At 32.0% G+C, this 16,624-nt stretch carries 9 protein-coding genes; 7 read left to right on the forward strand and 2 right to left on the reverse strand.

All coding sequences use genetic code 11. The annotated features are described in order from the left end of the window. Positions 1–6: 6 nt before the first annotated feature. A complete protein-coding gene (locus CX675_RS10690; RefSeq protein ID WP_130735221.1) occupies positions 7–1,908 on the forward strand; it encodes a glycosyl hydrolase family 18 protein in 1,902 nt (633 codons plus the stop codon). Positions 1,909–1,974: 66 nt separating this feature from the next. Further along, positions 1,975–3,669, forward strand: a complete 1,695-nt coding sequence (locus tag CX675_RS10695; protein WP_130735222.1) for a carbohydrate-binding protein — start codon at positions 1,975–1,977, stop codon at positions 3,667–3,669. A gap of 50 nt (positions 3,670–3,719) precedes the next feature. Here CX675_RS10695 and CX675_RS10700 read toward each other — a convergent pair whose 3' ends face one another. Both CX675_RS10700 and CX675_RS10705 read right to left on the reverse strand, forming a co-directional pair. Then, positions 3,720–4,418: a LytTR family DNA-binding domain-containing protein gene (locus CX675_RS10700; RefSeq protein WP_130735223.1), complete on the reverse strand. Its 699-nt coding sequence runs from the start codon at positions 4,416–4,418 to the stop codon at positions 3,720–3,722. After that, positions 4,408–5,448, reverse strand: a complete 1,041-nt coding sequence (locus tag CX675_RS10705; protein WP_240723626.1) for a sensor histidine kinase — start codon at positions 5,446–5,448, stop codon at positions 4,408–4,410. Before CX675_RS10705 ends, CX675_RS10700 begins: the two co-directional genes overlap by 11 nt. Positions 5,449–5,747: 299 nt before the next feature. Here CX675_RS10705 and CX675_RS10710 point away from each other — a divergent pair, with 299 nt between their 5' ends. From CX675_RS10710 to CX675_RS10730, 5 genes are all read left to right on the forward strand, one after another. Further along, a complete protein-coding gene (locus tag CX675_RS10710) occupies positions 5,748–8,783 on the forward strand; it encodes a SusC/RagA family TonB-linked outer membrane protein (RefSeq protein ID WP_130735225.1) in 3,036 nt (1,011 codons plus the stop codon). 10 nt (positions 8,784–8,793) lie between these two features. Beyond that, entirely contained in the window at positions 8,794–10,374 is a 1,581-nt protein-coding gene (locus CX675_RS10715; RefSeq protein ID WP_130735226.1) for a RagB/SusD family nutrient uptake outer membrane protein, read from the forward strand. Between the two features lie 72 nt (positions 10,375–10,446). After that, positions 10,447–12,384: a glucosamine-6-phosphate deaminase gene (nagB, locus tag CX675_RS10720; protein ID WP_130735227.1), complete on the forward strand. Its 1,938-nt coding sequence runs from the start codon at positions 10,447–10,449 to the stop codon at positions 12,382–12,384. Positions 12,385–12,529: 145 nt separating this feature from the next. Next, positions 12,530–14,590, forward strand: a complete 2,061-nt coding sequence (locus CX675_RS10725; RefSeq protein WP_240723627.1) for a beta-N-acetylhexosaminidase — start codon at positions 12,530–12,532, stop codon at positions 14,588–14,590. Positions 14,591–14,763: 173 nt separating this feature from the next. Then, a partial coding sequence (locus CX675_RS10730; RefSeq protein WP_240723628.1) for a glycosyl hydrolase family 18 protein occupies positions 14,764–16,624 on the forward strand: 1,861 nt, incomplete at its 3' end.

Consider the following 16,624-nt stretch of genomic DNA (forward strand, 5'->3'; position numbering starts at 1 on the left):
AATATCATGGCAATATCAAAACAACTAGTATATAAGTTTGCTTTTATCTTAGTGTTAGGAATGATAAGTTTTTCCTATGCACAAAAAAAAGTAATTGGTTATGTTCCTAATTGGATCGATTTAAATGCTTTTTCTAATAGTATCCAATACGGTAAATTAACCCATATTAATATTGCATTTGAAAACCCAGATGCAAATGGTTATCTAACTTTTCAAAGTGCTAATAATACAATTATCCAAAAAGCTCACGCTAACAATGTAAAAGTTTTTGTTTCTATTGGAGGTGGAGCTATTTCTGAAGGAGGCGCTATTCGTGATAATTTTTTCAATCAAATGAGTGCTGGAAATAGAGCTTCATTCGTACAAAAATTAACCAGTTATGTGATTAGTCATAATTTTGACGGCATAGATGTAGATTTAGAAGGTCCAGCTATTAATGGAGATTATGGTAGTTTTATTATTGATTTGGCTAATAGTATGCATGCCAATAATAAACAAATTACAGCTGCTTTATCTCAAGGATATGGTGGAGCCAATGTACCTTCTTATACTTTTTCTTATTTTGATTGGATTAATATTATGGCTTATGATGCTACAGGACCATGGAATCCAAACAATCCAGGACAGCATTCTCCCTATAGTATGGCGGTAGATCAGTTTAATTATTGGACTGGTAGAGGATTACCAAGTAACAAAGCAATCATTGGTGTGCCTTTTTATGGTTATGGTTTTGGAAGTTCTGCTAATCAAGGTATTTCTTATGCCGATATTGTAAATACTTATCCAGGTGCAGAAAATGTAGATCAAGTAGCCAATACAATTTATTATAATGGTATTCCAACGATTAAGCAAAAAACAACTTTTGCAGTACAAAACGCTGGTGGAGTTATGATTTGGCAATTGGCTCAAGATGCTGTAGGTTCAAAATCGTTATTAACGGCTATTGACCAAGTTATTAATGGTGGCCAACCTCAAAATGGAGTTGCAACGGTTTATAAACATTGTAATTATGATGGATATGCTGTGTCTTTACCTGTTGGAAATTATACTTTGAGTCAATTGCAAGCCAAAGGAATTCTAGATAATGATGTTTCTTCTGTAAAAGTGCAAAGTGGTTACGAAATTGTATTATACGCAAATGATAATTTTACAGGTACTGCGGTAACCATAAATGCAAATGATGCTTGTTTGGTAGATAATAATTTTAACGATGCAACAACATCAATAAGAGTGCGCACCACTACAAATTCTTCTTCAATATTTGTCCAAGCTGAAAACTATTCTAACATGAGTGGTATTCAAACCGAGCCAACTACAGATTCAGGAGGAGGTCTAAATGTGGGTTATGCTGATACAGGAGATTGGATGGCATATAATAGTATTACTTTTCCAACTTCTGGTGCTTATTTAATAGAATATCGTGTTGCAAGTGCTGTAAATGGAGCGATGTTGTCTGCCGATTTAAATGCAGGAACGATTCAATTAGGAAATGTTGCTGTTCCTAATACGGGTGGTTGGCAAAATTGGCAAACCATTTCTCATACAGTGAATGTGAACGCGGGAACCTATAATTTTGGTATCTATATTCAAAGTAGTGGTGTCAACTTAAATTGGTTTAGAATAACTAAAGTAAGTAATGCCGCTAGAGCAGTTGTCATGCAAGAGGAAAAAGAAGAAGCAAAACCAGTTGATTTTAACTTTTATCCAAATCCTACAGAGAATGGATTGAATTTTAGTACTTCTATGAAAGAAGTAAAAGTAACGGTTTATAACCTTGCTGGAACACCAATAATTATGTCAGAAACCGTTGAGAATTATTTGGATGTATCTGCATTAGCCTCAGGAATATACGTTATTGTTTTTGATACTCCAGAAAGCAGAATTACTAAAAAGTTTGTGAAAAAATAATCTTACAAAAGCCCTAAATACTGTTTTTTAGGGCTTTGTTATTTCAAAAAATATAAAATTTTAAATATGAAATGTAAAAAAATAAATAATTTCTATACCTTATTATTCCTTTGTTTTATACCTGCTTTATATGCTCAAAACTGGCAATTAGTTTGGCAAGACGAATTTACAAATGGAATTGGTCCAGACTGGGTTTTTGAAACAGGAAATGGAGGTTGGGGAAATAATGAATTACAATATTATAGACAACAAAATGCAACAGTCGAAAATGGTAATTTAGTTATTACTGCAAAGAGAGAATCTTTTGGAGGATCTAACTATACTTCTGCAAGAATGAAAACTCAAGGTAGAAAATCTTGGAAATATGGTAAAATTGAAGCTCGAATTGCCATGCCTTCTTTTCAAGGTATCTGGCCTGCTTTTTGGATGTTAGGAGATAATATCAGCTCAGTTGGTTGGCCAAGTTGCGGAGAAATTGACATCATGGAGCATGTTAATGGAGGCGGTCAAGTAGTAGGAACTGTCCATTGGGAACAAAATGGTCATGCTTCTTATTCAGGTTATACCGATACCAATATAACGACCTATCATTTATATACAGTGGAATGGGATGAAAATTTAATCAAATGGTTTGTTGATGGTGTTAAATATCATGAAGTAAATATTGCTGGTGGAGTTAATGGGACAAGTGAATTTCATAATAACTTTTTTATTTTACTGAACCTAGCAGTTGGTGGAAACTGGCCAGGATTTAACATCGATAATAATGGTTTTCCAGCAAGAATGCTTATCGATTATGTTAGAGTGTATCAAAAAGGAGTAAGCCCACCAAGTAATGGTGTGGCAACTGTTTATAAACATTGTAATTATGGTGGATATGCTATTGCTTTACCAGAAGGAAATTATACATTGAATCAATTACAGGCTAGAGGTATTTTAGATAACGATATATCATCAGTGAAAGTCCAAAGTGGTTATGAAATAGTACTTTATGCGAATGATAACTTTACAGGTAATTCAATAGTTGTAAGTTCAGATGATACGTGTTTGGTGGATAATAATTTTAACGATGTGGCTACTTCTGTTCGTGTGAGAGCAACCACTTCAGGTTCTTCTATACTCATTCAGGCTGAAAATTATAGTGCTATGAATGGGGTTCAAACTGAACCAACTACAGATACTGGTGGTGGTCTAAATGTAGGTTATGCAGATACAGGAGATTGGATGGCTTATAATGGTATTACTTTTCCTTCTTCAGGAAACTATTTAATAGAATACAGAGTGGCAAGCGCAGTAAATGGAGCCGCTTTATCTGCTGATTTAAATGCAGGCTCTATTCCCTTAGGAAGTGTAGCTGTACCTAATACAGGAGGCTGGCAAAATTGGCAAACGGTTTCTCATACAGTAAATGTTAACGCAGGAACTTATAATTTTGGAATTTATATTCAGAGTAGTGGTGTAAATTTAAATTGGATTCGAATTACTAGAGTAGGAGCCATTACTTCTAGAACTGATCTTTCTTCAAATGAAGATGATGTAAAAGCATTAGTTATTTATCCAAATCCAGTGGAAAATACAATCCATTTTAATACAGATATAACCAATTCAAAAATTACAATTACAAATGTCCAAGACGGTACCGTAATGAATATAAATGTTAAAGGGCAAACAGTTGATGTAGCGCATTTGAAACCAGGAGTTTATAGTCTTGTGTTAGAAAATGAAGAGAAAAAAGAAGAAAGACGTTTCATAAAAAAATAAACCATAATCAATAAAAAAGCAGTGTCAATATAATACACTGCTTTTTATTTTTAAGTATTTAAGATTTTATTTTTTACATCCTTTCCATAATTTCTACCAATAGGCAATTTATGAGTTAAAATCTGTATTCGATTTCCTTCAATCGATTTTATTTTATCTATTGCAATTATAAAAGATTTATGTATACGAATAAATTTATCCATTGGTAACTCTTCCGATAAAGAAGCTAAAGATTTTAAAGTAATATATGATTTATCTGCTGTAACCACTTTAATATATTCTTTCATTCCTTCAATAAAAAGAATTTCTTCAATTAAAACTTTAATCATTTTTTTATCAGATTTAATAAAAATATGATGATCTGTTTTTGAAGTTTCTTGTTTAATACCATTTTTTGCATCTAATTCGGTTGTTATTTTGCCAATAGACTTTACAAAACGAGATAAAGGTATGGGTTTAACCAAATAATCAACCACATCTAAATCATAACTTTCGGCAGCAAATTCTCTAAAAGCAGTTGTAATTACCACTTTAGTATCTATTAAACGAATCAAATCAAAACCACTCATAACAGGCATGTTAATATCTAAAAATGCCACATCAACGGGGTTATTTCTAATATATTCTAAAGCTTCTAATGAGTTATAAAAAACACCTACAATTTCAAATTCAGGAAAATTAATAAAATAATTTTGAAGTACTTTAATTGCTAAGGGTTCATCATCTACTAAGACACATTTAATTTTCATAAACAGGTATTTGTAAGAGAATAATAAAATAATTGAATTTTACTTTTTGGTCCAAAATAAAATCGTCTTTAAATAGTAATTTTAGTCTACTTTTGGTGTTCTGTAAACCAATTCCTTTCTTAGAGTTGAGGTCTTGTGAAGATACAAAATTATTTATTATTTCAAAATGAAGCCTATTATTTTTGTCCATTCTAAAATTGATTTTAATCTTCAAATGTTTGTTATTTACACCGCCATGTTTAAAAGCATTTTCTATGAGGGAAATGAATAACAAAGGGGGAACTTTCACATTTTCTATATCCGAATCTATATTAATCGTAACATCTACTTCTTCAAAACGAAGTTTTTCAATTTCTATATAATTTTCAATATAATCAATCTCTTTAATTAAGGGGACAAATTTAGTGTCTTTAATATCATAAAGGACATATTCCATTAATTTTGAAAGTTTTAAAATAACTACAGGAACTTTATCAGAAGAAGCTAACGACAAAGAATATAAATTATTTAATGTATTGAAAAAGAAATGCGGTTGAATTTGAGTTTTTAAATATTTTAATTTGATTTTGAATTGACTTTCTGTTAACGCTCTATTTCTCTCCCTTTCTTTTAACCAAGTTAATGTAAAATAAACTGAGGAAGCCATTGATAAAACATACAATTCGCCTATACAAACCGCTAAAATATGATTGGTATCAAAGGGATGGTATTCTCTATTGGCTTCAGGCCAAATATTTTCAGAAATCAGATAATAAGTTAGTCCCGTTTTTAATAAATAAATGGCAAACAAACTAATTAAAAGACAAATGCTAAATTGTAAATACTTTGATTTTATAACAAATTTTGGTACTAAATAAAAAAGATTGAAATACACTAAAGGAATATGTAAAGCAAATTCAATTAAATTAGATTTAAATGAATATTCATAATCATTAAAATAGGCTCCCCATCTAAAGGTATTTAAAACAAAATAAGAACCCCAAAACCAAAAATGATAGGAAGGTTTAATGTCAAAATTAATTTTATTCACTGTAATAGTTTGTAAATCTGTTTGTTTTGTTGAAGTTCACAATTTTAGTTAAAATTTTGTAAAAAACAGCATATTTTATAAAAAAATATTTTGATTTGTGATTAAAAAACAATAAAAAAAGATGTTTTTTTAGTTGTAAAACTTGAATTTTAGTGTTCTTAAAAAGAAAAGGAATACACTTTGTTGATTAAATTTTGTCGTTTGTTGAATGTAATTTGTCGTTTGTTTAATATATTTTTTTAGTAGAATGTATCCAAATAAATTTACAGTATTAACTAACAAATAAACGTATCAACTTAATGAAAAAAATTGTGCTACTTTTTATGATTGTTTTTACTGCCCAATATTCTTTTGGACAATCAAAAACAATCAATGGTATAGTGACCGACTTGCAAGGCATTCCATTGCCTTCAGCAAATATTATTGTTAAAGGAACTTCTCGAGGAATTGATTCAGATTTTGATGGCAAATTTACACTTCAAGTCAATGTAGGAGAAACATTGCTTGTTTCTTATATTGGATATGAGACACAAAGTGTAATTGTTGGAGACCAAATCGAAATTAAAATTCAGTTAAAAGAATCAAATGCTAATAATTTAAAAGAAGTGGTAGTAACTTCTCTTGGAATTAAAAAAACTCGAAAATCATTGACTTATGCGGCTCAAGAAATAAAGGCCGAAGAACTTACTCGTGTAAGAGATGTTAACATTGTGAACACTATTGCGGGTAAAGTGGCTGGAGTAACCGTTAGTAAAAGTTCAGGAGGAACAGGTGGTTCTACTAAAGTTGTGATCAGAGGTAACTCTTCGGTAAGTAATAACCAGCCTTTATATGTAATTGATGGTATTCCCATGTTAAATGCTGGTGCAGGACAACCAAATGATACTTTCGGAAGCTTAGCAGGAGGAAATAAAGATGGTGGAGATGTGGTTTCTTTAATTAATCCAGATGATTATGAAGGAATGACCGTTCTTAAAGGCGCAGCCGCTTCCGTTTTATATGGAAGTCAAGGAGCTAATGGTGTTATTTTATTATCTTCAAAAAGACCACAAATTGGTAAAGCAAATATTACAGCTGCATCTGTTACTACTTTTGAAACGGCAGCTTATCTACCAGAATTTCAAACCGATTATATTGCAGCACCAGGGGCAGATGAAACTTGGGGTGCAGCTCAAAAAACAAGAGACCATGTAAAAGATTTCTTTGAAACGGCTGTTACGCAAACAACTTCTGTAGGCTATGGTATGGCTTCCGAAAACTCTTCTACTGCTTTTTCTTTTGCTAATGTGAATTCATCAGGTATTATTCCAGAAAATAATTTAAAGAAAAACAATTTCGGAATTCGACAAACAGCTAAATTTTTCAATGAGAAACTTACTTTTGCAGCTAATGCAAATTATACTTCACAAAAAATTACAAATAAACCTGTTAACGGTTTTTACTTTAATCCACTTACAGGAGTATACTTAATGCCAAGAGGATATGACTTTAATTATTATAAAAATAATTTTGAAGTTTTTGATCCTACAAGAAATTTAATGGCTCAAAATTGGATGACCAATAGAGATATCATGCAAAACCCATATTGGGCAATTAACCGAAATAAATCAGAAGATGAGAATCATTTTTTTAATGGTGCTTTATCATTATCTTATAAAGTAAACGATTGGTTGAGTATTGCTTCTAGATATAGCTATAATAGAATTACTAGCGAATTTGATAAAAGAATTTATGCTACTACACAAGGAACTTTATCACATATTAATGGTAGATATATCAATGAAAATGCCGTTAGTACACAAAGATATGCCGATTTAATTGCTACAATTACTACCAAATTTAATCCAGATTTCAGTTTAAATGCAAACATAGGAACTAGTATTACTAATACGATGATAAATCAAAAAACGGGTTTAGATTCAGGTATTAGTGCAGGATTACAATATGCGAACTGGTTTACATTACACAATTTTGTAAATAATAATGGTAACTACCAAACCATAGATTCAAGAAAAGAAATTCAATCCGTTTTTGCTGTCGCTACTTTAGGTTATAAAGAAATGTTATTTTTAGATGTAGCGGGTAGAAATGATTGGTCTTCAGCTTTAGTAAATTCAGATAAAATTGGATTTTTCTATCCATCTGTTGGAGTAACTGGAATAATAAGCGAAATGACAGAAATGCCAGACTTTATAAATTTTGGAAAAGTAAGAGCCACCTATGCTCAAGTAGGAAACGATGTATATTCTTTTGTTAATTCTAGAACAAATTATTATTTTCCGGGAAGTGGTACTACCTATACACCAGTTGCTGGCGTTAAAACAGGAACTACTTTAAAACCAGAACTTAAATCAGAGTTTGAAATTGGAACTGAGTGGAGGTTATTTAATAACAGATTAGGATTTGAAGTATCCTATTATAATTCAGAAACTAAGAATCAATATCTACAGGTAGTAGCTCCAGCTGCAAATGTTGAAGGGGTTTTATTTTATGGTTTTAATGCAGGTAATATTAAGAATAAAGGGGTAGAAGCTATTATTACAGGAGGTATTGTTCGAAATGATAGATTTTCTTGGGATACTACCATTAACTTTTCAAAGAATACAAATCAAGTAAATGGTATACCTGCCGTATTAGGAAACAGATTAAATTTAACCGATCCAGGAGTAAATAGTTATCGATATTCTTTAATAGAAGGAAGACCTTTCGGAGTTATAGAAGGTATTAATTTTAAAAGAGATAGTCAAGGAAGAATTTTATTAAATGATGATGGAACTTTTCAGAGAACTGATTTTGAAGAGGTTGGGAATGCTAATCCAGACTTTATGTTAGGTTTTTCTAATACTTTCAAATTTGGAAATTTCACAGCAAATATACTTTTAGATGGACGTTTTGGAGGAGAAGTGATGAGTTTAACACAAGCTCAAAATGATGCTTTTGGGGTTTCTAAAGCTTCTGGAGATGCAAGAAATGCAGGTGGTGTACAAATTAATGGTGTTCGTGCTAGCGACGGTGTTCCCGTAACAAGTGTGAGTGCACAGTCCTATTATACTCAAGTAGGTGGTAGAGCTGGTATTTCAGGTGAATATGTATATGATGCTACAAATGTAAGTGTTAGAGAAGTATCTATAGGATATACAATTGGTACAAAATTACTGCCATTTTTAGACAAAGCATCTGTTTCATTAATCGCAAGAAATCTATTTTTCATTTACAAAGACGCACCATTTGATCCTAATATTGCTTTAAGTACGGGTGAAGGTTTACAAGGTGTGGATATTTACGGTTTACCTTCTACAAGAAGTATAGGAATTAATTTAAATGTAACCTTCTAAAACAAACACAATGAAACTTTATAATATAACAAAAAAAACACTATTGGTATCCTTACTTACTGTAGTGGGATGTACTAGTAATTTTGAAGAAATTAATACTAATCCAAATGGAATTACACCACTACTTTTTGAACAAGATTTTAACCATATTAAAGGTGGTTTTATACCTATGTTTAATAATCTTCAGGTATTAGATCCAGTTTGGGTATATCAATTACAACAAGGTTTAAACTCAGATATTTGGTCTGGTTATATGGCAACACCTACTCCTTTTGCGGGAAATATTAATAATACAACCTATTCTTTAGTGAATGGTTGGAACGGATTTATTTGGGATTATGCTTATAGAAATGTGATGTTTAACGCCTATGATATTGCTAATAAATCAAAAAATAGGTACGATCAATTTTATGCACTTTCTTTAATATTAAAGGTAGAAGGGATGCATCGTGTAACAGATATTTTTGGACCAATTATTTATTCTGATTTTGGGTCTTTAGATACAACTATTGAATACGATTCTCAAGAGGAAGTTTACAACCAAATGTTTGAAGAATTAGATTTTGCAGTAGCAGAATTAACTACCAGATATAATGCAGGTGAACCATCTACTTTTGTGGCTACAGATTTGTCTGGATATGGAGGAGATTATAAACAATGGGTAAAATTTGCCAATACATTACGCTTGCGATTAGCTATGCATATTGTAAAAATTAATCCCGCTTTAGCTAAAATTGAAGCTGAAAAAGCAATAGCTCACGAGTTTGGAGTAATGACAACTAATGCTGATATCTTTAAAGTGGTATCACCTGTTTACACTAATCCTATAGCAACAATAAGTGATTCTTGGTTAGATATTCGAATGTCTGCCGATATGGAATCTATCATGGGAGGATATGACGACCCAAGATTACCGTCTTATTTTGATTTATCTACTGAATTTCCTGGCGAATACAAAGGAGTTAGAACAGCCATAGATTTAGTAGCGAAAGCAGATCATCAAGATTTTTCTGGAATAGGTAATGTGGTTCGTTCTAATGAAATTGTATTAATGACAGCAGCTGAAGCCTATTTCTTAAGAGCTGAAGGAGCTTTAAGAGGTTGGGCAATGGGAGGAACAGCACAATCTTTTTACGAACAAGGTATCGCTCTATCTTTTGAACAGCATGGCGCTTCTGGAGCAGCAACTTACATCGCTGATAATGTGAAAACAGCACAAGATTATGTCGATCCTAATTTTCCTGTGAATAACGCTTTAGGAGTAAATAATGTAACTGTCGCTTGGGATGATTTAGCTACCAATGAAATAAAATTACAGAAAATTATTACTCAAAAATGGATAGCAGGTTTCCCAGAAGGTCAAGAAGCTTGGACTGATTACAGAAGAACCGGTTATCCTAAATTATTCCCTGCCTTAGTGAATTATAGTGGAGGAACTATAGACTCTCAGCTAGGCCCAAGAAGAATTAATTTTGCGCAATCAGAAATTAGTAATAATTCTGGAGGTGTGGCTACCGGAGTATCACAATTAGGAGGTGCCGATAATGGAGGAACAAGACTTTGGTGGGATACCACAGGACCAAATTTTTAAAGAAAAAGAGATTAAATGTTTGAAAAACCAGATTACAACAGCAATAATTTTTTTAATAAAATATAATAAATAATGAAAAGTGCTATAGAAATTAGTCGCGATATAAGCTATAAAAGCGCTGGAAAATTTGAAGAAACAAGATTTGAAAAAATTCATTGCGAAATTTTTAAAAATTCTATGGAAGCATCTAAAATTGTTGCTCAAGAAATAGCGCAATTAATTAGATCAAAAAAAGAAAAAAATAAGACCTGTGTCTTAGGTCTTGCAACTGGTTCTTCTCCCATAAAGGTATATGAAGAATTGGTACGAATGCATAAAGAAGAAGGCTTGAGTTTTTCCCATGTAATTACTTTTAATTTGGACGAATATTATCCAATGAATAAAGAGAATAAGCAAAGCTACCATTATTTTATGCACCAACATTTATTCAATCATATCGATATCTTACCTGAAAATATCAATATTCCTGATGGAACAGTTCCTTTTGATGAATTAAATCAGTATTGTATTGATTATGAAATGAAAATTAAACAATCAGGTGGACTTGATTTTCAGTTATTAGGTATTGGTAGGACAGGGCATGTTGGTTTTAACGAACCCGGTTCTCATGTGAATTCTGGAACTAGAATCATTACTTTAGATCATATTACACGTTCAGATGCCTCTTCTGATTTTAATGGTATAGATAACGTACCTAAACGAGCAATTACAATGGGAGTTTCAACCATTTTAAGATCAAAACGTATTGTTTTAATGGCTTGGGGGCAAAATAAAGCTTCTATTATTAAAGAAACAGTTCAAGGTGATATCACTTCAGAAGTTCCAGCTACTTTTTTACAGAATCATAGTAATGCTACTTTTGTCTTAGATCAATCTGCCGCAGCCGATTTAACTCGATTTAAAACACCTTGGTTGGTAGGGGAATGTATCTGGACACAAGAATTGAAAAGTAAAGCTATCGTTTGGTTATGTGAGAAAACAAATCAATCTATTTTAAAACTTACAGATAGAGATTATAACAATTATGGAATGTCAGATTTGTTAGCACAAGAAGGTTCTGCTTACAATTTGAATATTAATATGTTTAATGTCTTACAGCATACTATTACGGGTTGGCCAGGCGGAAAACCTAATACAGATGATACACATAGACCAGAAAGAGCAGTTCCTGAAAAAAAACGGGTCATTCTTTTTAGTCCACACCCAGATGATGATGTTATTTCTATGGGAGGAACTTTTTCTAAGTTAATCAAACAAGGGCATGATGTTCATGTGGTATACCAAACTTCTGGTAATATTGCTGTTACGGATGAGGAAGCTATGAAATTTGCGGAAGTATGTAATGATTTTGTAACCGAAGAAAAATGTTCAGTCGACTTCTCTAAAATCATTAATTTTTTACGTCATAAAAATGAAGATCAAATAGATATTCCTGAAGTTAGAAAATTAAAAGGATTAATCAGAAGAAGAGAATCATATGCAGCCACAAGATATATTGGTTTAAAAGATCAAAATGTACATTTTTTAGACTTACCGTTTTATGAAACAGGACAGGTAAAAAAGAACCCGCTAGGTCAGGAAGATATAGCTATTGTGAAAAATATTATTCAAGAAATTAAGCCACACCAAGTTTTTGCAGCTGGAGATTTAGCCGATCCTCATGGTACACATGAAGTTTGTTTGAATGCTATTTTTACTGCGTTAAAAATTTTAAAACCAGAACGTTATATGAGTGATTGTTGGTTGTGGTTATATCGAGGAGCTTGGCATGAGTGGGATATTCATGAAATAGACATGGCAGTACCTTTAAGTCCAGATGAGGTACTTTTAAAAAGACACGCTATTCTTTTTCATCAATCTCAAAAAGATCGGGTAATGTTCCAAGGGAATGATTCTAGGGAGTTTTGGGTGAGAGCAGAAGATAGAAATAAAAACACAGCCAAACTATATGATGCACTCGGATTAGCAGAGTATGAGGCCATTGAAGCATTTAAAAAATTTGATTATTAATATTTTATTTGAGTTAGGGTGAGAGATGAAGAGGATGATTTATTTCATTCTCTTCTTTCTCATTTTTAACAGTTTATATATAAAAACCGAAATTTAATTACTTACTTTTAAAAAGAATACCAATAGTTTAAATTACAAAAAATAAATGAATTTAACACGTATTATCCTTTTCGTTTTATTCAGTTGGAATGTTTTTTCACAAACCCAAATTGACCAACTCAACTTAATGCCTTGGCCACAAAAAATAAAATTAAATCAAGGCCAATTTACCATTGATAAAGACTTTAAAATAAATCTATCTGGAGATATTCATCCTAGATTATTTACAGCTTCTACTAATTTTTTGAGAAGATTAGATGGAAGAACAGGACTGTTTTTTAAACAAGGCTTTATTACTCAAATCAATCATGAACCAACAGCCCAGTTGCAAATTAATTGTAAGCAAAAAGGACAAGTAGGATTGTATGAAGACGAAAGTTATTCATTAGAAATTACTTCAGAAAAGATACTAATAAATGCGACAACCGATTTAGGAGCATTACATGCATTAGAAACTTTATTGCAATTGCTTCAAAATACTGAAACTACATTTTATTTTCCTACTCTTTCTATTTCCGATAAACCTACTTTTAAATGGAGAGGGTTAATGATTGATGTTGCTAGACATTTTCAACCAGTAGCTGTAATTAAAAGAAATTTAGATGCCATGGCTGCTGTAAAATTAAATGTGTTGCATTGGCATTTAGTAGACGACCAAGGCTGGAGAATTGAATTAAAAAGTAGAAAAAAACTCTCTGAATTGGCTTCGGATGGTTTTTATTATACACAAGAAGAAATAAAAAATATTATTGCATATGCAGATGAGAGAGGTATTTTAATTGTTCCTGAAATAGATGTGCCAGGACATGCGAGTGCTATTTTAACCGCTTATCCAGAAATAGGGAGTAATTATAAAAAAGACCCAAAAGAACAAAATGGTTCTACCTATAGTATTGAAAGAAATGCAGGAGTATTTAGACCTACACTCGATCCCTCTAACCCAGAAACGTATCGTGTGTTAGGCGAAATTTTTGATGAGGTTTGTACTTTGTTTCCAGGCAAATATTTTCACATTGGTGGAGATGAAAATGAAGGAAAAGCTTGGGATGATAACCCAATGATTCAAAAATTTAAAAAGAAAAATGGTTTTAAAACCAATCACGAATTGCAAAGTTATTTTACTTTACAATTGGTTCCTTTGTTGAAAAAACATAACAAAGAAATTGTGGGTTGGGAAGAAATTATGAACGAAAAAATGCCCAAAACAACCATAATTCATTCTTGGAAAGGGTCAAATGAAGGTTCAACTGCTGGAAAATCTATGGTAGATGCTGTAAAAAATGGGTATAGAACCATTTTGTCTAATGGTTTTTATATCGATTTAATGCAAAGTATACATGAGCATTATACAGCTCCGATTATTCCAAAAGAAGCTCAATTAACCGAAAATGAGAGAGAAAATATTTTGGGAGGTGAAGCAACGATGTGGAGTGAACTCGTAAATGCTCAAAATATAGATTCTAGAATTTGGCCTAGAACCATTGCCATTGCAGAATTGTTTTGGTCTTATCCAAGTAATCCTGATATCCAAAATATGAATAAAAGACTTACCTCTGTTTCGAATAGATTAGAAGAGTTAGGGATTACACATATTAGAAATAAAACAGTCATTTTAAGAAATATTGCAAACTATCAAAATATTAGTGCCTTAGAAAGTTTTTCAAATCTTTGCGAACCTTTAAAAATTTATACACGTAATAAGGGAGGAACAGAATATCAAATGTATTCTCCATTAAGTTTATTTGCAGATGCTTGTACGGTTGATGCTCCAGAAGCCATACTTTTTAATTTGGCAGTAAACCAATATGTAAATGATAAAAATCCTAAGCATATAACAGAAATAACCGATTTCTTAAAAAAATGGAAAGCAACACATCAAAATTTATTGCTTTTAAGTGATAATGCACCATTAATTCAACCCATACTGCCTCTTTCGGAAAGTTTAAGTCTTTTATCAGAGGAATTATTGCAAATTATTCATAATAATAAAAAATATGATTCAGTTTATGTAAATCAATTATATGAAAAATGCAATTCAAAAGAACATGCCGATGTAGAATTAGCTGTTTGTATTGGATTAAAAAAGTTACTAGAAAATCTAAAATAATACTCAGAAAAAGCAGAATTACACAATATTGATTGTTTTTTGTTGTTGGTTTAATTTTTTATGCGTTTGGTTGATTAATTTTTTTCAAGATTTTATTCCATTGTATATTCACATTGATTGTAATAGTCTACAATCGAAGCAAACAAACAAAATACTAACAAAAAACAAACAAAATGGTAAGAAATCTGTATTATCTATTAAGTTTCTTCTTAATTTGCCCATTGTTGATGCATGCACAGCCCAATCACAATAAGAAAGTGGTCGGTTATTATGCACAATGGGCAATTTATGCAAGAGATTTTAATGTAAACAAAATTGATGGGAATAAATTAACCCATTTAATGTATGCCTTTTTTGGAACCGAATTTGACCCAGCAAATCCACAAAATGCTAAAATCAAATCATTAGACACTTATGCCGATTTTGAGCACACCGAAGGTGGAGCACCTTGGAATGCTACTCCTAAAGGAAACTTTTATGATTTAATGCAATTGAAACAAGCCTATCCTCATTTAAAAATTTTAATTTCCATTGGAGGATGGACAAAATCTCAAGATTTACCTGGAATTGCAGCTTCTCCTGTTGCAAGAACTGCTTTTGCGCAAAATATGGCTAGTTTTTTAACAACGTATCCTTTTATTGATGGTTTTGATATTGATTGGGAATTTCCAATTATAGGAGGTATAGATGGAACTGAAGTAATTGGAGGAATAACACCACCTGCACAACCTCATACTCCTAATGATCACAAAAATCTAGTGTATCTTTTAAAAGAAATGCGTTTGGCTATGCCAAATAAGATTATCTCAATTGCTGCTGGTAATAATGTTGTTCATGTTCCTAATCAATTTATTGGGCCTGGAAATAAAGCACAATTTGGGATGCAAGATGATATCACAACCTATTGTGATTTTATTACTTTTTTTGGTTATGACCTTGGAGGGAATTGGTACGATAAAACATGTTATAACGCACCTTTATATGGAAGTGGAAATACCAATGACCCTTTAAATACAAATAATGAATCGTTAGATCATTTGACTAATATTTATTTAAATACACTAGCTATTCCAAATGATAAATTGGTCATGGGAATTCCTTTTTATGGGAAAATTTTTAATTCGGTAGCTAATAATGGAACCATTCCTTCTTTACCTGGGTTGTTTGTGGCAGCTCCAAGAACAACGGGAAGCTGTGTAAACCCTCAAGCACCTCAAGGAACATGGGATAATGCTTTTTGTGAATTTACAGGAAGTGTCGAATTTTGTGATTTAGCTGGAAATAGCGGAACCACAGGACATCATTTTCTTAATCCTTCAAATTCTTCAAGTGTTTTACCAGCTTCTACAAGTGCCGGTTGGGTAAGGTATTGGGATAATACTGCCAAAGTACCTTATTTATATAATGCTACAACACATCAATTTGTAACTTATGACGATAAGGTGTCAATCGATGAAAAAGCTAAATACATAAAACAAAGAAACCTTGGAGGGGCTATGATTTGGGAACTATCGCAGGATACTAGACCTGGAAGCCCTGAACCAGCAGCTTTATTAGGACAAATTAATACGACTTTCTCAACGAATGTAAACCCTCCTGCAACGGTTAATGTTGCTGTTGTATTTAAAGATAATGCGAATACACCTATTTCTGGAGTTACAACGGTTTTAACAAAAGCAGGGACAACTACTAGTGTAACTCAAGTTTCTGATGCTAACGGAAATGTACAGTTTCCTAATACAGCAACTAATTCTGGTTATGTAATTACATATACTAAAAACAGTTATAATTTTACACCACAAACTACAACAATTGCTAATGGTAGTTTATCAGCGAATACTACTTTTAGTATTACTGGTTCAAATCAAACTAATCCAACGTATGCTATTTCTGGTTCTGTTAAAAATGGTACTACAGGATTATCTGGAATAACAATTACCTTAACTGGAAATGGAACATCCACTACGACAACCACAAATAGTTCAGGGAGCTATTCTTTTACCAATGTAACAGCAGGTCAAAATTATACAGTTG

Source organism: Flavobacterium sp. J27 (assembly GCF_004303025.1).
Lineage (GTDB): Bacteria > Bacteroidota > Bacteroidia > Flavobacteriales > Flavobacteriaceae > Flavobacterium.